Here is a 20703-nt window from a genome sequence, read left to right as displayed (position 1 = left end):
CCCCGCGCAGCGGGTACCACATCGCTGCGCGATGTGCAGAGAGACGGTTCGCTGCGCTCACCGTGCCCGTGCGGAGCACGGGTCAACTCCCTCCGCTGCGCTCCAGGAGTTGAGGGGGGGCAGCGCGCCCGGCGGGCCGCGCGGTGCGCGGCCGGGCGGCTGACGGGGTGTCGGGGTGTCGGGTGCGGCTAGTGTGGCCTCCTGAACGGGAGTTGGGGAGCGCTGGGCGTTCCCGGGCGGGTCCGCTGCGCTTCCCCGCCTGACGGTCCTTCCGGCTGCGCCTCCAGAACCGTTGGGGCCCGCTGGCGCGGGCCGGGCTGGCTACGAGGGATGGGGGGCTCGTTCGTGTTGGGTTCTAGTGTAGCGCGTGCATCAGGTTGATACAGCATGTACCGTTGGCGGAAACACGGGAAACCCCCCAACCATCCAGGCGGGGCCCTGTGTTTGAGCGAGGGTCAGTTTCCTTTCCTGAAAGGCAGAATGACGAGTGGATCTCTTCCCTATCTGGAAGCGTTACGTGCGCGCTGTGGAACAGGAATTCGTGCGTGCAGGTTTCCCGGAGGCTTCGTATTCGGTGACCCGGGATGACGAGCACCGCGGGTCCTGCGTTGCCGCATGGAGCTGGGGCGTGGGCGCGCCGCTCGTGAACGCGCATGAGTGGCCCTCGGGGCTCACCCTGACGTGGTCCTCGCTGACCGGACGCTGGACGTACAGCGTGCTGGATGAGCACGGGCTGGAGAACACCCTGGCTCTGCCCGTTCCGGCCCTGGCCGCACCTTCCGCTGTCAGCGCGGTGCTGCCTGCACTGATGGACGGCAGGCACGGGCAGCTCCCCGCTTCCCAGGAGCGGTGGGAGCACGCGGGGCTGCTGGAGTCGTGGGCCGAGTCGGCGGCTCTGTACGGCGATGACAGGTACGACGCTGCCTACCAGGCGGCGGAAGAGGAGGCGGAGAGCTTCCTGCGGTGGCAGGAGCAGCTGGACGGCGAGGGGGCCGTGGCAACGGAGCCGGGCGATGGGGAGCCTGCTGGGCTGACCCGGTACCGAATCGTGGCGCAGCGGACCGATGATGCGCACCCGGGGGCGGCCAAGCTGACGAACTTCACCTACGCGCGGTCGGTGGAGGAGGCTGTGGCGACGGTGCGCCGGGCGAACGAGCAGCCGGGCGGTCTGTACGGGGACCGGGGTCTGTACCGGGTGGTGGAGGTGACGGAGGAGGCGCCGGCCAGCGAGGCACGGCAGCAGGAGGACGCCCGCCGGCGGTTCGTCACCACGGTCATGAATTCCGCGCACGCCGAGATCCGCCGTGAGGCCACCGGCGTGCCCCACTCGGAGATGTACGGGGTCCTGTGCGACTTCTTCACCCGCGCCATCGTCTTCCCCGGCCAGTTCGGCTTCCCGTTCGGCACCGCCGACGGTGACGACCAGCTGCACACCAGCGACCCCTCCCGCGCGCTGTCCCGCCTGCTCCTGGACCACCTCACGCATCACGGCCTGGACCTGGTGGAAGCCCCCACCCCGGCCTACGACCGGGCCGCCCTGCCTGACGAGCGCCTGGGCTTCGGCCAGTCCGTTGAGGACTACACCGCCGACGCCTGGCTCGCCGAGGGCCAGCGCCTTGCGGCCCGTGACGAGGACGAGGGAAGCGAAGCGCCGACGGAGCTTGTCGAGCGGGTCCTGGCCGTGTGCGAGCAGTACTACGCGGCCGTGACCGGCACCAGCTCGTCGCAGTGGGACAAGGAGCTCTCCCGGGAGTTGGTGGGGGTTGCGCTGCGGACGGTGCGCCGGGCGGAGCGAGAGGAGTACCCGCAGGTGCTGGAGGAGTACCTGCGGGAGAACCGGGCGCGGCTGGAGCGGCTGTGGCGCCGCTGCGGGCCCGACGGCCTCTACCCGCGCGGTGTCTATCAACTGGTGGAGCTGCCCGAGTCCTTCGTGCTGTGCGAGCGGATCGACAACGCCCCGTCTTGGCTCGCAGGGGTCTGGGAGGAAGAAGGCCAGGAGGAGACCCCGCTGGAACGCCTCCAGAAGGCATGGCTCTACGACACGGGAGAAGAGGACGGGCGATGAGCAGGATTCCGCTCAAGAAACATCAGGTCGACCAGAAGTCGAGTTTCCGTAAGTGGGTGGGATTTCCTGCAAGGTCATCTGTGCCCGCTCAGGAGCTCCGGGGCACGATTGTGTCCGCGACCGGGTCCGGTAAGACGATCATGGCTGCCGCGAGCGCGCTGGAGTGCTTCCCCGAAGGCCGGATCCTCGTCACGGTCCCGACCCTGGACCTGCTCGTGCAGACCGCCCAGGCGTGGCGCCTGGTGGGCCACCGGGCCCCTATGGTCGCGGTGTGCTCGCTGGACAACGACCCGGTACTCAACGAGCTGGGGGTGCGCACCACCACCAACCCGATCCAGCTCGCCCTGTGGGCCGGGCACGGACCGGTCGTCGTGTTCGCCACGTACGCCTCCCTGGTGGACCGCGAGGACATCGATGCACCGATGGGCCAGCGCAAGGTTCGCGGGCCGCTGGAGACCGCTCTGGCGGGCGGAGAGCGCCTGTACGGACAGCAGATGGACGGCTTCGACGTCGCGATCGTGGACGAAGCTCACGGAACCGCAGGTGATCTGGGGCGGCCGTGGGCGGCGATCCACGACAACGCCCGCATCCCGGCCGACTTCCGGCTCTACCTGACCGCGACCCCGCGCATCCTGGCCTCGCCCCGGCCGCAGAAGGGCGCGGACGGCCAGGAGTTGGAGATCGCCAGCATGGCCAATGACCCGGACGGGACGTACGGCGAGTGGCTGGCCGAACTCGGGCTCTCGGAGGCGATCGAGCGCGAGATCCTCGCCGGGTTCGAGATCGACGTGCTGGAGATCCGCGACCCCTCGCCCGTCCTCGGTCTGTCGGAGGAGGCGCTGCGGGGCCGGCGCCTCGCTCTCCTGCACACCGCGCTCCTGGAGCACGCGGCGAGGTGGAACCTGCGCACCGTCATGACCTTCCACCAGAAGGTCGAGGAGGCCGCCGCGTTCGCGGAGAAGCTGCCGCAGACGGCGGCGGAGCTGTACGTCACCGAGGCGTCCGAGGAGGCCCTGGCGACGGCAGACCGGCTGCCGAAGTCGTCGATCGACGCGGAGCTGTACGAGCTGGAGGCCGGCCGCCACGTCCCGCCGGACCGGGTGTGGTCGGCCTGGCTGTGCGGCGACCACCTCGTGTCCGAGCGGCGGGAGGTACTGCGGCAGTTCGCCAACGGGATCGACGCGAACAACCGGCGGGTGCACCGCGCCTTCCTGGCGAGCGTCCGCGTGCTCGGGGAGGGCGTGGACATCACCGGCGAGCGCGGGGTGGAGGCGATCTGCTTCGCCGACACCCGCGGCTCGCAGGTGGAGATCGTGCAGAACATCGGCCGGGCGCTGCGGCTGAACCGAGACGGCAGCACCAAGGTGGCCAGGATCATCGTGCCGGTCTTCCTGGAGCCGGGCGAGGACCCGACCGACATGGTCGCCAGCGCGAGCTTCAAGCCGCTCGTGGCCGTACTCCAGGGCCTGCGCAGTCACGATGAGCGCCTGGTCGAGCAGCTCGCCTCCCGCGCCCTCTCGCGGGGCAAGCACGAGCGCAAGGTGCACGTGAAGCGCGATGAGGACGGCCGGATCGTCGGGGCCGGCGGCGAGGGCGACGGCGAGGACCAGGAGCAGGACGGCACCGACGGCGCTGCCGAGTCAGCGCTGCTGCACTTTTCCAGCCCGAGGGACGCGGCGACGATCGCGGCGTTCCTGCGTACCCGGGTCTACCGGCCGGAGTCGCTGGTGTGGCTGGAGGGCTACCAGGCCCTGCTGCGCTGGCGGGCCGAGAACGAGATCACCGGCCTGTACGCCGTCCCGTACGACGTGGAGACCGAGGTCGGCGTGACGAAGGATTTCCCGCTCGGCAGGTGGGTGCACCAGCAGAGGAAGGCACTGCGGGCCGGGGAACTGGAGGAGCGGCGCAAGACCCTGCTGGACGCGCCGGAGGCCGGGATGGTGTGGGAGCCGGGCGAGGAAGCGTGGGAGAACAAACTCGCCGCGCTGCGGTCGTACCGGCGCGCCACCGGGCACCTCGCGCCCCGGCAGGACGCGGTATGGGGCGAGGGCGAGGCGATGGTGCCGGTCGGGCAGCATCTGGCGAACCTGCGGCGCAAGGGCGGCCTCGGGAAGGACACCGAGCGGGTCGTGGAACGCGCGAAGCAGCTGGCCGCGGTCGACCCGGACTGGAACTGCCCGTGGCCGCTGGACTGGCAGCGGCACTACAAGGTGCTCGCCGACCTCGTCGACGCCGACGGCATCCTCCCGGCCATCGAGGCCGGGGTGCTGTTCGAGGGTGACGACCTGGGCAAGTGGCTGGAGCGGCAGAAGCAGCCGGGCACCTGGGCGCAGCTGTCCACCGAGCAGCAGGAGCGACTGTCCAGGCTGGGCGTGCAGCCGGTTGAGGCGCCGTCTGCCGTCCCGGCAGCCAAGGGCGCGAAGGGCCCGAGCAAGGCGCAGCAGGCGTTCCAGCGGGGCGTGCAGGCCCTCGCGCAGTGGGTGGAGCGGGAAGGCGCGGGCCGGCCGGTGCCCCGCAGCCACAGCGAGGAGATCACGGCCGACGGCGAGCCGGAGCCCGTGCTCGTGAAGCTGGGCGTGTGGGTCTCCAACACCAAATCCAGGCGCGACAAGCTCACCCAGGAGCAGCTTGCCGCACTCGCGGAGCTGGGCGTTGCTTGGGCGGGCGCGGTGCTGGCGCCCAAGCCGTCCGACGGCCCGGCCCCGGAGGACGACGGCCTCATCCAGCCCGCCCCGCCGGACGCTCAGGTGCAGGAACACCACCAGGACGACACCACGGCCCCGCACACCCCCGGCAAGGACGAGGACACATCGTCAACAGCTCACCGACACGCCCCCGCGCTGGAAGGGCACCTGGCCCATCCGCTTCCCCTCCCCCAGCAGACCAGCCCTGTCCGATGAAGAGCGCAAGGCCCAAATCGCGCGCATCGCGCGGGTGAAGCGCGTCAGCGAGCTGGTGGGCAACCACACCAAGGACGAACTGCTGACCATGGCCTACGAGGGCGGCCTTGCGCGCGAGAACTTCCCCGAGAAGTGGCGCAAGGACAAGATCGCGGACGCCATCGTGGACATCGAACTCCGGGCTGCCGCCCAGCCCGCCCCGGCCCGGCCAGCCGCAGACCCCGCGCAGCCCGTTCCGGCGAAGCGCCTGCCGCAGCGGGACCACCATGACGAGTGCGACAAGATGCTGTACGAGGGCGGCACCTGCACCTGCGACCTCATCGAGCAGTACGGGCCGCCCTCCGAACGGGAGGACTCCTACTGAGACGGCCTCGCCCCGCCGGACCCCGGGCCTTTCGAGGCCCGGGGTCTCGTGCTGTCGGTCGGCAGGTGACTACCGCAGTGAATGCCGGAAGCCCTTGAGCCGGTCGATCAGAATCTCCCCTTCGGAGGTCAGAACGTCAGGCTGGTGCGCTCCCATGCCGGCCAGCAGGTCGGAGACGAGGGCGCAGGCCACGACGACGGCCTCTCGCTTGTCGGTGACAATGGCGGCGAGGTCGCCGGTGGTGTGCGCAGGAGTTGCCGGGAGCGGCATCGCGGGACCGTGCTGGAAGGCGTGCTCCGACACGATCAGGTGCACGGGCTCCTCACTGCCGTCGAAGCGGTGGAGTGCGGCGGACAGCATCAGGTCGCCGGCCGATCCGGTCTCCGCCGCCCAAGCTGCGGCAGCCTGCACCAGCGCCACGAGGTCGAGTTCGAGTCCGCACTGGTACAGCCGCTTGGGGCCGTCGGAGTCGAACTGGTCGCTCTGGAGATTGATGGACAGTGCGGCGTAGAAGCTGCCGTCCTGGTGGAGTCGGCCGGTCGGTTCGCCCTCGAAGCGGACCTGGCGGCGGGCGACCAGCACGGGGCGGGCCGGCTGCACGTTGGTGGTCACTCCCTCGCCGGCGAGCTTGACGAGGCGGTCGAACGCCGCGTTCCGATCCACCTGCGTGGTCAGGGAGTAGGTGCCGCGGACGGCCGGAACTGCGGCCAGGCTGACCCAGCCCGGGAAGTAGGTCACCTCGGGACTGCCGCCGTGCGCCGTGCTGGTCAGGTAGCCCGACAGGTAGCCGAAGCCCGCGTCGGCGACCTGGTGCAGGCGGCCGACGTCAACGGAGGCGGCCTGGAAGCGGGCACGGTAGCGCTGGGCGATCTCGGATTCGGCGAGGGTGCGGGTCGTGGTGCCGTGCCGGACGTGGACGCGGAAGTCGCAGTCGTTGCCCGGAGCCGCGACCGCGTGCGGGGCCTGGGTGCTCGGGAGCACGGTGAGCAACCAGTAGATCTTGCCCTCGTGGACAGCGGACTTCACCGGTCGTACGCCCACGTTGGGAACGACCGGCTGGATCCAGTTCGCGAGCACCGAGCGGATCCACTCCTCACCGCGGCCCGGGACCGGCTCGAAGGGGTCCAGGGCGTGTGCGTGGTCCTGAAGGCCGTCGTCGACGCCGATGACGGCCATGCCGCCGGCGGTGTCGGCCATGGCGGACACGTCCTTGGCGCCGGCGACACTCTCGTCGTCCCGAAACTGGACCGGCTCGCCCGCTCGGTGCCCGACGCCCGCGACATCGGCGACTCCCTCACCGCGCGCGGCGTCAAACTGTCGCTCGGCGGCACGCTCTACGACCCGGCCGACCCGATGGGCAAGCTGTTCTTCAACATCCTGGCCACCTTCGCCGAGTTCGAGGTGGACCTGCTGCGAATGCGGACACGCGAAGGCATGGCCGTCGCCCGCTCCAAAGGCAAGCTGAAGGGCAAGCAGCCCAAGCTGACCCCCCGCCAGCAGGCCCATCTCATTAAGGAACACCGCAGCGGCGAGCACACCATCGCCGATCTCGCCGAACTCTTCTCCGTCTCCCGGGCGACGGTGTACCGGGTCCTGGAGCGCGGGGGAAGTTAGGAGCCCTCACGAACCTGGCCGCAGCGCCCAGTTATTTGACCGAACGTTCTAGATACGTCTATGGTCTTCGACGTGGCCAGGACCAAGGAATTCGATCCGGACGCCGCGCTGCAGTCGGCCCTTGAGCTGTTCTGGCGGCGCGGCTACGAAGCGACGTCAGTGACGGACCTCGTCGAGCACCTCGGCATCGCCCGCGCCAGCATCTACGCGACCTTCGGTAGCAAGAATGAGCTGTACCTGAAGGCCATGGACCGGTACGCCGAGATGCGCGACCCGCTTCTCCTGGCCGAGCTGTCCCAGCCGGGCCCCGCGCTGCCTGTGGTGCGGGCGGTGGTGCGCCGCTTCGCTGCGGAAGCCGCCTCCCCGGAAGGGCGGCTGAACGGCTGCTTCGTCACCAATACCGCGGCCGAGCTGGCCCCACACGACCCTGCGGCGGCCCGCCGGGTCGAGATCAGCTGGGAGCGCGTCGAGACCCCACTGCACTCCGCGCTCGTACGGGCCCAGGCCCAGGGCGAGCTTCCCGAGGACCGCGATCCGCGCGCGCTGGCCCGGATGCTGCTCGTCCTGCTGCAGGGCGTACGGATCGTCGGCAAGGTGTCGAACGATCCCGCCCGGGTGCGGGACGCGGCCGAGCAGGCGCTGGCCCTGCTGGACTGAATCACACTCACCGGAGCCACCGGGCCCCCTTCCGCGCGCCCGAATAATGAACCGATCGGTCAAATATCAGGGGGAGACATGACCGCCACAGGCGCCGCCCGCGTCGCCACCATGCGGCACCGATGCGCCTTCGTCCTCCTCGGCAGCGTCCAGACCACGCTGATCTTCACGCTCGCCGCGATCACCGTACCGCTGCCCCGCATCGGGCGCGAATTCGACCTGGAGCGCGCCGACTTGATCCTGCTTAGCGCCGCCTACGGACTGACCTTCGCCGGGCTGGTGCTCTTCGGCGGACGCCTCGCCGACCGCTACGGCGGGCGGCGCGCCCTCACCGCGGGCCTTGTCCTCTTCGCCGCCGCCTCGGCTGCCGCCCCGCTCGCCCCCGGCATCGGGGCACTGCTCGCGGCGCGCTTCGCACAGGGCGCGGGCGCGGCCCTCGTCGCGCCAGCCGCCATGGCCGTGCTGCGCGCCGTCTTCCCCTCCCCACCCGCGTACGGCAGGGCGATGGCCACCTGGGGCGGGCTCTCGGTACTCGGTGCGACTGCGGGCAATCTGCTCTCCGGCGTCATCTCAGTCCTGCTTTCCTGGCGTTGGACCTTCGCCGTACCACTCGTGGTGGCGATCGCAGCCCTCGCCCTCACGCCCCGGCTGCTGCCGGACACCGCACCAAACCGGGGCAGGACTCTCGACCTGCCAGGTGCTCTGCTCGCCACCGTCGGGATCACCCTCGCCAGTTACGGGCTCGTCGTCACCGACGCCCGACCCTGGTCATCGGTCGGCGTGCTCGTGCCGCTGCTCGGCGGGACCGCGCTGCTGGCCGCGTTCTGGTACGCCGAGCGCCGGGCCCGCGACCCGCTGCTGCCACCCCGCTTCCTGCTTGACCGGCGACGGGCCCTCGCCCTCACGGCCATCGCATTGAGTGCCTGCGGGACCGCGATGACCTTCGTGGTTCTCTCACTCCACCTCCAGCAGGCGCGCGACTGGTCACAGTTGCAGACCTCGGCCGCCTTTGTGCCGTTCGCCGTCGCGCTGATCGCCTCGGGCCGGGCGGCAGGACCGCTCATCGGCCGGTACGGGGCCGGAGCCGTCACGGCCGCCGGGCTGGGCACGGGTGCGGCCGGGCTCGCCCTCCTCGCGTTCACCGGGCTCGATGCGCACACCTGGTACGCGTATGGACTGCTGCCGGGCCTTGTGCTGCTGCCGGCCGGCACCGCGGCCTCCTTCGCCGGAGCCGCCGTGCTCGCCACGGAAGGTGTACCGCAGCAGGAGACCGGGCTCGCGGGCGGCGTGCTGAACACCGCGATGGAATTCGGCCCGACCGTCCTCTTCGCCGTCCTGCTCACGCTCGGCAGCGACGCCTCGTCCCTGGCCGCGACGGGGGCCGCCCTCGCCGTCGTGGCCCTCCTGAACCACCGCACCCAGTAATCCATCACTCAAGGGAGTCACCGAAATGAACCGCTTCACCGGCAAGACCGTCCTCGTCACCGGCGCAGGCTCCGGCCTTGGCCGCGCAATCGCGCTCGCCTTCGCCGCCGAGGGCGCATCCGTGGTCGCCGCGGGACGCACCGCGGCCTCCCTGGCCGAGACGGTCGGCCTCATCGAGGCGGCCGGCGGCACGGCCGCCGCTGTGACCGGCGATGTCACTGACTCCAGCCAGCTCCAGAACCTCGTACGCGAGAGCGTCACCCGCTTCGGCGGACTGGACATCGCGGTCAACAACGCCGGGATACTCCGCGGCACCGTACCCGTCGGCGAGGTGAGCGAGGAGGACTGGGACGCGGTGCTGCGAACCAATGTCACCGGCGTCTGGCTGGCCATGAAGCACGAGATCGCGCACATGAAGGAGAACGGCGGCGGCGTCATCGTCAATATCTCCTCCAACCTGGGCGCACACCTGCGGATCCCGAACGCCGCCGCGTACATCACCTCGAAGGCAGCGGTCTCCGCGCTGACCCGCGCCGCCGCTCTCGACCACATCCACCAGGGCATCCGCATCAACGCCGTCAGCCCGGGCGCCTCCGCCGCTCCCATGTCGCTGCGGCCCGGCGAGACCGAGGCCGACCGTGCCGAGCGGGTAAAGACGGAGAACCCGCTCGGCCGGGTCGCGGAGGCCGAAGAAGTGGCGGCCGCGGTGCTCTACCTCGCTTCGCCTGCGGCCGGCGCGGTGGTCGGCACCGACCTGGTCGTCGACAGTGGATCCTCGGCCTGACGGGCACGCCACCGGCGAGCACACCATCGCCCACCTTGCCGAGACCTTCTCTGTCAGCGGGCCACGGTGTACCGGGTCCTGGAGCGCGCTGCGGGATCAGGGCGAACGCGCCGATGGCCACCAGCTTCGGGGTGTCGTTCAGCCCTCGCGCCGCCCCACCGCCCCGGCCGAGACCTAGTGCGCGCCTGTCAGCAGCCAAGCACTCGCACGCGGCGCGGGCCCTCCTGCGTACAGGCTCTCCGCCGCCGGTACCTCCAGGACCGTACGGGCGGGAAACCCAGTGGAGGCGAGTGGGTATTCCGTCCGTCCCGGAAGGAGCCAGGCGCAACCCGCGGAGGCCGCGCTCGGAGACACCCTCACCGGTCGCGGGAGTGGTCGCGGCAGGGGTTTTCCTGCTGGTCGGATGGACCTGCCGGTGTACCCAAGGCCGATCGCCCGCTATTCCCCCGGGCATGATGCAGGACGGGACGCAATGACGGCGACCCAGCTGACCCTGGCCGTCGCGGGTGCGATGCTGGCCGGCGCTGTGGCCGGGGGCATCGGGGTGTCCCGCTCGCTCGGCGAGGGCGTGCTCGACCTCAACCACGCCGACGGCCTGCGGGCCAGCGCCACCACCTCGGTGCTCGTTGGCGCCGCTGTACGGCGAGGGCCGTCGGGGCAGCCCAGAATCAGGCCGCCCCCGTCCTGCATCAGCTCTGGGCCGGGGCTGCCTCGCCTTGCGGACTGCGCGGTCCGGGCACCGTGGCCGCTGTGGCGGCGAGGTCCAGGTCGAGGCGGCTGGTCATATCCAGTTCGAATCTTCCATACGGATTTACATGGATCCAAAACAGCGGGGACAGTGCCCGCCGGTCCGCTTCCCTTGCTGGCCCACGTCGGATCCGCCAGAACCCGCTGTACCAGCATGGTGTTCACATGCACGAGACTGCTCTGCAAAAGGTGCAGGGCGAGCATCGAGACCTCTTGGCTCTCCTTGTCCGCCCCGGTCAGGTCACCGTCCTTGCCGTAGAACAGATCCTGGTTCGCCGAGTTCCAGTTCTCCACCACCTGCAGGCCCTCGCCGATCTCCTTGCGCATGTCCTCATCCGCGAGGTAGTCGCAGATGAACGCCGTACGCACCACGCGCCCCAGCTCCTCGATCGCCAGATAGGTCGGGTGCTTCGGGCCGCCCTTGGTGAAACGCCGCAGCACCTGCTCGGCCTCCGCGGTGCCCAGCCTGAGCGCGGTCGTGTACTTCACGATCTGGTCGTACTGCTGGGCGATCAGGTCCCAGTCGATCGTCCTGGTCGACAGCACCGGGGCCAGGCGGGGCCAGTTCTTGTCCTCGCCCGCGGCCGGCCGGTACAACCGGGCCCGCCCGATGTTCTTGAGCCTGGGCATCAGCTTGAAGTCCAGCATGTGCGCGAAGGCGAACCCGACGATGGACGCGCCGTGGGTATCGGTGTACTGGCGGTCGACCTCCATGTCGGTGCAGTGCCGCAGCACGCCCTCGATCATCGCGGCGACCTCGGAGGCCGAACAGGACTTCAGCTGGCTGTAAACGCACACCGATTTTCGTTCTACGTGCCAATAGATCATGACTCCGGGGCCCCGGTAGCGTTGGTGCCACTCCGTCATGAAGTTCGAGGACCAGGCGCCGAACTTGCGGCTGTCGGAGGCGCAGGCGGTCCCGGTGCCCCACCACATCTCGTCGCGGACCGCAAAGGTGGCGTTGACCAGCTTGACCAGCGCGGCGCGCAGGTTGGCCCGGATCACGAACAGGTGCCGCACCCGGCGCAGGGTCGCCTCGCTCTCGCCGTGCTTGCCGGTCACCGCGACGCGCTTGATGCCCATGTTGGTGCCCAGTCCGAAAAGGACCAAAAGCAGCCGTCGCCGCAGCACGTCCCGGGACAGCATCTCGCGGGTGGCCACCGTGGTGAACTCGGCGGTGAAGTCGGTGTCGAACTCGGCGTACTTCAAGATGTCCAGCAGGTCGATGGTTCCCCAGCGCCGTTCGATCTCAGCCTTGATCGCCGCCAGGTTCTCCGGCTCCTCCTGCTTGGGCCGCGGCGAGACCTTGATCCACCCCTCGCCGTTCCTCTTCACGATCGCCAACCCGCCGGTGGTGTCCTCCGCCAGGGCCTTCTCGAACCGGTACAGGGCCTCGCGGTGCTTCTTCTGCAGGGCGGCGATGAACTTCGCCGGGTCCTGGGGCTTTTGGATCGCGTCGTAGTGCACGTCCCGGTTGTCCTCGAAGTCCTGCGGCAGGTCGTCCTCCGGGTTGCGCCACCGGTTCGCGCCCACGACCCATATCTCCCGGCGCCGCAACGCCTCCCGCAGGCTGACCAGCACGCACAGCTCGTACGGGATGCGCTCGACGCAGCCCTTGTCGTCCACCACCGCAGCCCGCCACTGATCGGGCACCACACCCTCCAGCGGCACGGTCTCAGCCGGGTCGAAGAACGCACCCTCCTTGAGCGGTTGCTCCAGGTAGCGCTGAAGCAGGTCGATGGCGTCCATCACCGGCCGGTACGCGGTGTTGTTGCATTTGAGCTCCAGCGCGTTCAACAAGGGCGAGAGCATCCGCCGCCAGTGCGCCGAGTACGCGGAGCGTAGTACGGTCCGCACCCTCGCCTTGTAGCGAGCCTCGTTCGCGGCGGCCTCTGCGGCGAGGGCCTTGAGCGTCTTCTCTCCACCGACCACCGGGTAGATCACGCTGCGGACCGTGCCCGAGGGCTGGGACAAGGACGCCTCGGCGACCCGCAGCATCATCGCCTCCTTGCCCCGTACCTTCTTCAGCTCGTTCGTGAGCTCCTTGTCGACCTTCTTCTCCGCCCTGGTGTTGATCTTCAGCACCAGCTGGATGAAAAGCTCCACCAGCGAGTCGGTGATCTCCGTGTGCCGCACGTGGCACAGCGCGGCCAACAAGGTCAGGCGCGGCGCCGGCTTCATCCGCTCCAGGTTCGCCGGGTACTCCTTCGAGGCCCGCGCCCGCCAGGCGTCCACCTGCTTCTCCGACACGTCCGCGAACAAGTCCGCGGGCAACTCCAGCCTCCGCACCCGCTGGAGCTTGTCCACCTCCGCGAACAGGCTCTCCAGCCCCGGCGCCCCCGGGTCCGCCTTCAGCTCGCTGAAAAACGACCGCCCGCCACCCGCAGTCGCCTGATCCCCGGCCTGAGCTTCGCCGCCCTCCCCCTGGTCACTGCCCGCGACCAAGTCCTCCAGCCGCGAACGCGTCGCGTGAGAGAGCCGGTCCACGGTCCGGCGGCAGAACCGCGCATCGAAATCCCTGAGCGCCTTGCCCACCAGGCGCCGGACCTTGGCCGGAGCCGGCGGCTCTACGAGGTCGTTGCGACACCGGGCCACCACCGCCTCCGCCAGCCGGTCGCGGGACATCTCCACCCCGCACAGCTCCGCAGTCAGCCACCCGGGCAGCCGCTCCTGATCCTCCTCCGTACCCGCCCGGAAGCCGAAGGCCGTGCGGATCTCCTTGCGGTGACGCTTGATCCGGTCGCCCTGCCAGTCGTACGCCGCCCATTCCTGCTCCGGCACCTTCACCTGCTGGGCCACGTAGGACACCGCGTCGGCCGGAACCTCCTTGGCGGACTCCGGGAACCGGGCCTCCACCTCGAAGAACTTCAGCAGCATCGCAAAGCTTATCTTCAGTGGCCGTTCCCAATAGGTCTTTGACCTGGGCTGATGTGTGGTGGCCGGTGTCGACGACGGGCTGCGTCAGCAGGGGCCGATGGTCCTCGTGAACCGGCGTCCCGCGCCGCCCGGTTCATCCGTAGAGGTGACAGCGGCAGCCCGCTGCCGGCCGAGTGCGCGGGCGAGCTGGTCCCTGAGCTCCCGCACTTCTGCTTCCAGCTCGCGGTTGCGGGCCGTGGCGGCCTCCAGCCGTCTGATCAGGGACGCGTCGGATGCCCGCTGCTGGTCGGGGATCCGGGCTGCCGCCGACGCGGGTGGGTGGCGTTCGCGCAGGCGGCTGATCTCGGCCTTTAGGTCGGTCTGGGTGTAGAGCCAGGATCGTGAGACGCCGGCCTCGTGGGCGACGGCGTCGAAGGTGACGGGCTGTCCGGCCTCGTCCAGGCGCCGCAGGGCGGCGATCGCGCGGTCCCTGGTAGCCGCGGCCCGGCGGTGGGCCGCGGCGATGATGTGCGGGGAGTTGTCAGCCCGCATCGGCGGCCTCCTGAGGTCCGTCGGAGTCGGCTTCGAGTTCGCCGATCATCCGGTCAAGGTTGGCCTTGACCTGCTCGTTCATCTCGGTGACCCGCTGGTGACCGCAGCCCTTGGCGTTGTCGATGAGCGTCAGCGTCCGGCCCCGCTGGGCCTTGAGCTCTGGCAGGAACTCCGGGCCGGTCAGGAAGACCGGGCAGGTCAAGCACGCGTTGGCATGCGGGCAGGTCTTTTGGACGGGCAGCCCGCAGTAGCCGTTGGGGAGGGTCTGGGTGGCAAGGCCGTTTCGGGTCTTGGCCCACTCGGCCTGGGCCAGCGGCCCTCCGGGATCGAGGGCGACCCGCTCGCCCCGGATGTTGACCTTGGTGGCGGCCTCCCAGCGTCGCCGGACGGTCTGGTCGGTGATCCGCGCGTAGTGGGCCGTCATCTGGTGAGAGTCGTGGTCGAGAAGGACGCGGACGACTTCCTGCGGAACGTCACGGTTGATCAGCCGGGTCGCAAAGGTGTGCCGCCACTGGTGCGGGGTCAGGTGGACGGGCAAGCCGTTCTCGTCCCGGACGTCGCACTCGGCGAGCCAGCGTTTGAGCATCTGCCGGTAGGTGTCCGGGGAGAAGTGGTGCCGTCCGCTGGCGTTGCCCTTCAGCCGCGGGAAGAGGTGCGGGTTGCCGTCCGGCCAGCGCTCCAGGACGCGCTGCTGTTGGGACCGGATCTCGGCCTCGGTCTCCTCGTCGATGGGGACGGCGGCCTCCCGGCTCATCTTGTTGTTGAAGTAGCGCAGGTAGGGGGCGCGTTGGCCGTCGTGGAGCAGGCAGTCGAAGCGGATGGTGCAGGCGTCGGAGACCCGCAGGCCGCAGCGGACGAGGACGAGGGTGATCAGCCGGGCGGCGGGGTCGGTCCACCGGTCGAGGTTCGCCGGCTGCTCGACCTGGGTCATGACGTGCTCGGCGAGGTGGCGGGCGAGGCGGGAGCGGCGCCGAGGGCAGTCGCCGGTGAAGAACGCGGCGCTGGTCGGCAGGGTGGCGTCCCAGCCGTGCTGGCGAATGCCTTGGAAGAACAGGTGCAGGCTGTCGGCGTACGGATCGAAGTGCATAGCCGCGTACGTTTGAACGTGCAGAGGTGTCAGGCGACTTGGGTCTCTCGCTCGATGGCCTTGAGGCGGTTCTTGAGTCGATAGCTGGGGCCGTTGATGGCGACGACTTCGCAGTGGTGCAGGAGGCGGTCGAGGATCGCGGTGGCGAGGACTTCGTCGCCGAAGACCTGGCCCCACTCGCTGAAGGCCTTGTTCGAGGTCAGGATGATGGAGCCCTTTACGTAGCGCTTGGAGATGACCTGGAACACCAGGTTCGCTTCGGCGCGTTCGAGGGGCTGGTAGCCGACTTCGTCGACCACGAGGACGCTCGGCCGTAGATAGGTGCCGAGCTTGCTGGTCAGGCGCCCGGCGGCCTCGGCGGCTTTGAGGTTGCGGACCATGTCGTCGAGGCTGGTGAAGTAGATCGAGTAGCCGGCCCGGCAGGCCGCGACCGCCAGCGCGATGGCGATGTGAGTCTTGCCAACCCCGGGCGGTCCGAGCAGGGCGGCGTTCGCCCTGGCCTCGACGAAGGACAGGGTGGCGAGGTCTTTGACCTTGCGCGGGTCCAGGTCGGGCTGGAAGGAGAAGTCGTACTCATCGAGTGTCTTGTGGTGCGGCAGGCGCGAGAGTCGCAGGCCCTGGCGGAAGCGGCGGTCGTCACGGACGGCGAGTTCCTCGGACAGCACCAGGTCGAGGAAGTCGAGATAGCCCAGTTTCGCCTCGTCGGCCCGCCGGGTGTACTCGTTGATGGTTTCCGCCAGGTGGGGCAGGCCGAGCTTGCCGGCCGTGGTGCGGATGCGGGTGCTGACCAGCTCGCTCAAGACAATTCCTTCGTGCTCGGGTGGGTCGTGAAGGGGCGGGTGCCGGTCAGTTCGTCATAGACCGACAGCGGTCGGCGGCCGACCTCAATGCGGGTGGCGGCGGCCCGGTTCAGCAGGGCCGTGAGCGGGCCGGCCTCCTCGCCGCGGGGCTGCGGGAGGGGCCGGACCGGGACGTCGCCGGTGGTGGTCCGGCGTCCCTGGCCGGTGGGCAGGCCGTCCCAGTGCTGTTCCTCGACGACCCGGACACCGCGGCCGACCGCCCGCGGGTGCATGGCCAGCAGCGTCTCGCCATGGGAGTCGGGGACGGTGGCGTGCAGTATGACCTGCGACTTCGTGGCCCGGATCTCCACCAGCTGGCGGGGCCTGACCCGGCGGGCCGGCACTGAGTAGAGGTTGCCGCCAAAGGCGACCAGACAGTCCTTGCCGACCGGCCGCAGATGACGCTCGGCCACCAGATAAGGGGTGGGCGGCAGCGGCTTGAGAGCCACGTGGTCCCGGGCGCCACGATGCCCGATGACCTCGCGGTGCGTCTTGTGGATCTGAGCCCGCCGCTGCGGCACCCAGGCCATGAAGGCGGCGTCCATCTCCTCGACGGAGGAGAAGGCCCGCCCGGACAGGACGTGGTCACGGACGATCAGGACCTGGCGCTCGACGCGGCCCTTGCCCTGCGGGCGGTAGGCGGCCAGCACATCGATGTCGAAGTCGTAGTGGCCGGCGAAGCCGACCGCCTCCGGATGCAGCGGAACCGCCTCGCCAGGAGCGACATGGCGGCGGACAACGGTCTTGGTGCGGTCGTAGACGATCGTCATCGGCACCCCGCCGAAGTGGGCAAACGCCCGGCGGTGGCAGTCGAAGAACGTCTGCAGGTCCAGACTGGTGGTGAAACAGCAGAACGGATCACGGGAGTACGACAGCACCATGTGGAACGAGTAGACCTTCGCAATACCCAGGTGGGCGAGGACCTTGCCTTCATCACCCCAGTCCACCTGAGCCTGGGCGCCCGGGATCACCTCGAACCGGCGGTGCATCCCCGCCAGCTCCCTCGGCGTGATGCCCAGTTCCTCCGCGATTCTCGGGCGGGCCTCTTGGACGTAGAGCTTGACCCGCTGATAGTTCCCGGTGAACCCGTACTCCTTGGCCAACCGCTCATGGATCACCGCGGCCTTCATCAGGACCTCGGCCCGCAGCATCGCATCGATCAGCGGAGCGACCTCGTCGACCACCCGCTTGCGCAGCTGACCATTCGCCATCCGGCGCGGCGGCGCGGACGACCCGTCAGCAGACAGGTACTTGCTGACCGTCCGCCAGTTCAGCCCGGTCTCCTTGGCGACCTCCGACAGACTCATCGCCCCGGACTCCACCAGACCGCGGAAGCGCCGCAGTTCCAGCCAGCGCTGCGGATCCAAGACCATGACCCAACCCCCCTTCTCTGCAACCTTGGACAACAGGCAGCAGCGTGCCGGGGACCGGTACTCACCACATCAAGAACTCTGCACGTTCATCCGTACGCGGCTATGCACGTTCACGTGTACGCCGACACGCTGAGGCGGGAACGAGCCCTGCGCACTGGCTCGGGTCCTACACCTTCGACATCGTCGAACCTCCTTGGTGAATCCCACTCTTCTCAAGCGACCTCGTGTCGCACGACCTGATTGATCCACGACGAGTACGTCGGCGTGAAGTGCAGCTCGAAGCGGGGATGGGCGAGCAGCCACTTGTGCACCACGGGTGCCTTGTGCGCGGAGAGGTTGTCACAGATCACGTGGACCGCCAGGCCGGGCTCGGTCTGGCGGTCGATCTCGTCGAGGAAGTCGCGGAAGTCGACCGCCCGGTGCTGGGCGGATAACTTGCCGATCACTTTGCCGGTCGCGGTGTTCAGCGCGGCGAACAGGTCCACGGTGCCGTGCCGGACGTAGTCGAAGCTGCGCCGCTCGGGCACTCCGGGCACCATCGGCAGCACCGGGGCGGTCCGGCTCAGGGCCTGGATCTGCGGCTTCTCGTCCACCGCAAACACCACGGCGTTCGCCGGCGGAGCCAGATACAAGCCGACCACGTCCCGGATCTTCTCGATCAGCAGTGGGTCCGGGGAGATCTTGAAGGTCTCGGTCCGCCATGGCTCGAGACCGAAGGCACGCCAGATCCGCAGCACACTCGTGGGCGAGATCCCGACCTTCTTGGACAGCTCTCGCTTCGACCAGTGCGTGGCGCCCTGCGGTGTCTCCTCCAGGGTGCGCACCACCACCTCCTCCACCTGGGCATCGGTGATGGTGCGGGGCACCCCGGGCCGGGGCTCGTCGCTCAGTCCGTTCAGCCGGTCACGCAGGAATCTCGTGCGCCACCGGCCACTGTCTTCCGGTCGGTCTCCAGCCGCGCCGCAACTGCGGTGTTGCTCCCGCCTGCCGCACATGCCAGGACGATCCGGGCTCGCTTCGCCAAGCCCTGCGCGCTCGCGCGCCGCTTGGCCCAGTTCTGCAACGTCAGCCGCTCGGTCTCGTTTAACACCAGCGGCTCCAGCCTGCTATCGCCCATGCTCCCCAGCACACCGCGCAGCGACCAGCCCCGTCAGGGAAAGCCCAAGATCTGAAACAGAACACGACTCACGAGGCGAGCCGAGACCTCAAGACCGGGACACTAGCGGCGGGGGGACAGGCGCAGAGTGGCCGGGAGAGCGGGGCCTTCGTGTCGTCCCGAGGGTCATCAGTTCCTGTGCGCGGTGAGCGCGTTGCGCCTTTGGCGGGAGATCGCGCCGGGATGCGGCGCGCCTCCCGCCGGAAAAGACTATGACCATACTGTCCGTTTTGGTTGCTGCCCACTTGTGCGAGGGAGGTTCTGGATGGATCCGATTGGTGCTGCCCGTTCGCCCCAGGGGATGGGGCAGGAGGCTGTCTCGGGCAGACACGACGAGGCCTGCTTGAGTCGGGGGCGGATGCAATGGGCGCTGGCATGCTCAGCTGCGGGCATGCTGCTCACGGGCTGCTTCGCTGTCGGTCAGCACAGCGGAATCGGTGACCGGGGTGGACGCCCGCCGGCGCAGGACCAGGCGCCGGCGCCGTCGGGGAACAGGCAGCCGGCCAAAGCGCCGCCGGGCAGCCCCAGCACGGGGGCGCCGGCCCCGATGGATGTGAACAGTGTGCTCGCCCGTTCCCTCGAACCGATCCGCACGCGGAGCGGCACGCGGGTGTCGGTCGCTGTTCTGGAGCCCAGGAACGGTCGGCGGGCAGTGTACGGCTCCCATGTGCACGTCACCGCGAGCCTGGTGAAGGTGGATATTCTGGCGGCCCTGCTGCTGCATGCCCAGCGCGAGAGACGGGCGCTCACCCGGTGGGAGGCATCGACCGCCGCTTCGATGATCCAGAGCAGCGACAACGCCTCCGCCAGTGTCCTGTGGCGGCGCATCGGCGGCGGCCGAGGACTCACGGACGCCAACAGAGCCCTGGGGTTGACCTCCACCCAAGCGGGGCCCGGCCCCAACTGGGGCCTCACCCGGACCACCGCGGCAGACCAGCTGGCCCTGCTGTCCGCCGTGTTCGAGGACCATTCACCGCTGAATGGAGCCTCACGCGACCTGATCCAAAGCCTCATGGGCCAGATCGACGCCGAGCAGAACTGGGGGGTGTCCGCGGCAGGCAGCCGTTGGCAACTCAAAAACGGCTGGCTGCAGCGCCCCCACTCTCAACGCTGGGCGATCAACAGCATGGGGCGGGTCAAAGCGCACGGGAGTACGTTCTACCTCGTGATCCTCTCTCATGGCAGCCGGAGTATGTCCCACGGCATCTCCGCCGTGGAGCAGGCGGCGCAGTCGGCCGTGCATGCCCTTTGCAGCACTCCCCCTCCTGTGTCCCCAATCATCCGCTGACCCCTGCGCCACCGGACCAAAGTCGCATCTCCTGTTGCGGAGAAGGAGGGCCCAGCAGGCGGGCTCCAGCGGTCGTGGGCTGGTGGCGCAGCGCGCGGTCGCGCTGGAGGTGCTGGTCGAGCGGCGCGGGAAGCTGCTCGGCGATCCGCTGCAGGTCACTGTCGACGGCATGGTGGTGAGGGGACCTGGAAGAACCTCCAGCGGTATCGAGCGGCATGTCGAATCAAAGGGATACGGCAGGCCATCGTCCGGCGTTTGGCGGGGACGAATGCGACCGGTCGTGAACGGCCGGAGGGCTCGGGCGCCTGCTTCAGCCGAGTGATCAGCCGGTCCACGAGCTGCCAGGCGGCAAGTGAGGGCACGTCGTTCAGGCCGAATCCGGCTCGTCCTCGTAGGTGGGGACTTGCCCCTCCCTGCCGGGCGGCTCCTCGGACCTGGCGCCGCTCGCGGCCTGGTCAGCGGGCTTCCGGTCCCGCTCCCGGGCCTGCCGCTTCTCTTCCTCCAACCGCTTGCGGACCTCTTCCGGCTTGTCTCCGAGCTGGTTCACCACCGTCGCACTCGTCGACATGGCCTGGTCTCGCGCCAAGGGTCACACAGCTCCACCACGGCCGCACGCCGAAACAGCCGAACGGGCGCGGGAACCCCGGCCACCCTTTCGAATAATCTGTGATTCCTCCCCCTCGCGAACCAGAGCGCGGCCCGTCCGGCCACACCGGTCCGGCTGACTCCCCCGCGGACCATGGTGTGTTTGCCGACCACGTCGCGTTGCACGGTGTAGCCGCGCACAACGCGATCACGATCTCCAGGCCGTGTCGGCCCGCCCGGCCAGGGCCGGCCGCCCGCGCCACCGGTAGCGTCGCAACGCTGTCCCACACACAGCTCTCCACCGCCGGTTCTCGAGCGTGGCGTCGACCAGACACGGTCCCGGCGCATGCTTCGCCGCGTTGGTCACGAGCTCGCTGACCGCCAGCTTCACCACCTCGACCGCCGCCTCGT

General features: G+C 69.5%; 15 protein-coding genes and 1 pseudogene. 8 read left to right on the top strand and 8 right to left on the bottom strand.

Features of this window, described 5'->3' with window-relative positions; translation table 11 throughout:
- Window positions 1-628 precede the first annotated feature (628 nt).
- Genes NLX86_RS17400 through NLX86_RS17390 form a run of 3 tightly spaced genes read left to right on the top strand, consistent with a single transcriptional unit; the run spans window position 629 to window position 5329 of the window.
- Entirely contained in the window at window positions 629-2065 is a 1437-nt protein-coding gene (locus NLX86_RS17400) for a hypothetical protein (protein WP_254372621.1), read from the top strand.
- On the top strand, window positions 2062-4965 hold the full coding sequence (locus NLX86_RS17395) for a DEAD/DEAH box helicase (protein WP_254372620.1): 2904 nt from the start codon (window positions 2062-2064) through the stop codon (window positions 4963-4965). The genes NLX86_RS17400 and NLX86_RS17395 overlap by 4 nt, the downstream gene beginning before the upstream one ends.
- A gap of 34 nt (window positions 4966-4999) precedes the next feature.
- Entirely contained in the window at window positions 5000-5329 is a 330-nt protein-coding gene (locus NLX86_RS17390; RefSeq protein WP_254372619.1) for a hypothetical protein, read from the top strand.
- A 69-nt stretch (window positions 5330-5398) separates the two neighbouring features.
- Here the strand turns inward: NLX86_RS17390 and NLX86_RS17385 are convergent, their stop codons facing one another.
- Entirely contained in the window at window positions 5399-6526 is a 1128-nt protein-coding gene (locus NLX86_RS17385; protein ID WP_254372618.1) for a helix-turn-helix domain-containing protein, read from the bottom strand.
- On the opposite strand from NLX86_RS17385, the gene NLX86_RS17380 reads away from it, so the two are divergent.
- From NLX86_RS17380 to NLX86_RS17365, 4 genes are all read left to right on the top strand, one after another.
- Window positions 6461-6943 (top strand): recombinase family protein, encoded by a 483-nt coding sequence (locus NLX86_RS17380; protein WP_254372617.1) that lies wholly within the window; start codon window positions 6461-6463, stop codon window positions 6941-6943. The genes NLX86_RS17385 and NLX86_RS17380 overlap by 66 nt on opposite strands.
- A 72-nt stretch (window positions 6944-7015) precedes the next feature.
- A complete protein-coding gene (locus tag NLX86_RS17375) occupies window positions 7016-7600 on the top strand; it encodes a TetR/AcrR family transcriptional regulator (RefSeq protein ID WP_254372616.1) in 585 nt (194 codons plus the stop codon).
- A gap of 78 nt (window positions 7601-7678) precedes the next feature.
- Entirely contained in the window at window positions 7679-9025 is a 1347-nt protein-coding gene (locus NLX86_RS17370; protein WP_254372615.1) for an MFS transporter, read from the top strand.
- A 25-nt stretch (window positions 9026-9050) separates the two neighbouring features.
- A complete protein-coding gene (locus NLX86_RS17365) occupies window positions 9051-9809 on the top strand; it encodes an SDR family NAD(P)-dependent oxidoreductase (RefSeq protein WP_254372614.1) in 759 nt (252 codons plus the stop codon).
- A 438-nt stretch (window positions 9810-10247) separates the two neighbouring features.
- On the opposite strand, the gene NLX86_RS17360 is transcribed toward NLX86_RS17365, so the two are convergent.
- From NLX86_RS17360 to NLX86_RS17335, 6 genes and pseudogenes are all read right to left on the bottom strand, one after another.
- Window positions 10248-13433 carry a Tn3 family transposase gene (locus NLX86_RS17360; RefSeq protein ID WP_254372613.1) on the bottom strand — a complete coding sequence of 1062 codons (3186 nt, stop codon included), beginning with the start codon at window positions 13431-13433 and terminating at the stop codon, window positions 10248-10250.
- 84 nt (window positions 13434-13517) lie between these two features.
- Complete coding sequence (locus NLX86_RS17355) at window positions 13518-13964, bottom strand: DUF6262 family protein (protein WP_254372612.1); 447 nt, start codon at window positions 13962-13964, stop codon at window positions 13518-13520.
- Window positions 13954-15051, bottom strand: coding sequence for a site-specific integrase (locus NLX86_RS17350; protein WP_254372611.1), 1098 nt, complete (start codon window positions 15049-15051; stop codon window positions 13954-13956). The genes NLX86_RS17355 and NLX86_RS17350 overlap by 11 nt, the downstream gene beginning before the upstream one ends.
- A 29-nt stretch (window positions 15052-15080) precedes the next feature.
- The gene (gene istB, locus NLX86_RS17345) at window positions 15081-15851 is read right to left on the bottom strand and encodes an IS21-like element helper ATPase IstB (protein WP_254372610.1); all 771 of its coding nucleotides are present in this window, start codon (window positions 15849-15851) and stop codon (window positions 15081-15083) included.
- The gene (gene istA / locus NLX86_RS17340) at window positions 15848-17263 is read right to left on the bottom strand and encodes an IS21 family transposase (protein ID WP_254372609.1); all 1416 of its coding nucleotides are present in this window, start codon (window positions 17261-17263) and stop codon (window positions 15848-15850) included. Before istA ends, istB begins: the two co-directional genes overlap by 4 nt.
- A 227-nt stretch (window positions 17264-17490) precedes the next feature.
- Window positions 17491-18380 (bottom strand): annotated as a pseudogene (locus NLX86_RS17335) (IS630 family transposase); the annotation flags it as partial.
- A gap of 586 nt (window positions 18381-18966) precedes the next feature.
- Between NLX86_RS17335 and NLX86_RS17330 the strand changes: the two are divergent.
- Complete coding sequence (locus NLX86_RS17330; protein WP_254372608.1) at window positions 18967-19707, top strand: serine hydrolase; 741 nt, start codon at window positions 18967-18969, stop codon at window positions 19705-19707.
- Window positions 19708-20074: 367 nt separating this feature from the next.
- Here NLX86_RS17330 and NLX86_RS17325 read toward each other — a convergent pair whose 3' ends face one another.
- Complete coding sequence (locus NLX86_RS17325) at window positions 20075-20293, bottom strand: hypothetical protein (RefSeq protein ID WP_254372607.1); 219 nt, start codon at window positions 20291-20293, stop codon at window positions 20075-20077.
- Window positions 20294-20703 lie beyond the last annotated feature (410 nt).

This window comes from Streptomyces sp. A3M-1-3 (genome assembly GCF_024213665.1).
Classification (GTDB): domain Bacteria; phylum Actinomycetota; class Actinomycetes; order Streptomycetales; family Streptomycetaceae; genus Streptomyces.
Note: the sequence above shows the minus strand (reverse complement) of the source record. Positions and strands in the feature narration are given on the sequence as shown.

What these genes read in the sequence shown, in the direction of transcription:
- NLX86_RS17395 (WP_254372620.1), top strand. Translation starts at nt 2,062, where the DNA reads ATGAGCAGGATTCCGCTCAAGAAACATCAGGTCGACCAGAAGTCGAGT.
- NLX86_RS17385 (WP_254372618.1), bottom strand. Translation starts at nt 6,526, where the DNA reads ATGGCCGACACCGCCGGCGGCATGGCCGTCATCGGCGTCGACGACGGC.
- NLX86_RS17370 (WP_254372615.1), top strand. Translation starts at nt 7,679, where the DNA reads ATGACCGCCACAGGCGCCGCCCGCGTCGCCACCATGCGGCACCGATGC.
- NLX86_RS17365 (WP_254372614.1), top strand. Translation starts at nt 9,051, where the DNA reads ATGAACCGCTTCACCGGCAAGACCGTCCTCGTCACCGGCGCAGGCTCC.
- NLX86_RS17360 (WP_254372613.1), bottom strand. Translation starts at nt 13,433, where the DNA reads ATGCTGCTGAAGTTCTTCGAGGTGGAGGCCCGGTTCCCGGAGTCCGCC.
- NLX86_RS17355 (WP_254372612.1), bottom strand. Translation starts at nt 13,964, where the DNA reads ATGCGGGCTGACAACTCCCCGCACATCATCGCCGCGGCCCACCGCCGG.
- NLX86_RS17350 (WP_254372611.1), bottom strand. Translation starts at nt 15,051, where the DNA reads ATGCACTTCGATCCGTACGCCGACAGCCTGCACCTGTTCTTCCAAGGC.
- istA (WP_254372609.1), bottom strand. Translation starts at nt 17,263, where the DNA reads ATGGTCTTGGATCCGCAGCGCTGGCTGGAACTGCGGCGCTTCCGCGGT.
- NLX86_RS17330 (WP_254372608.1), top strand. Translation starts at nt 18,967, where the DNA reads ATGGATGTGAACAGTGTGCTCGCCCGTTCCCTCGAACCGATCCGCACG.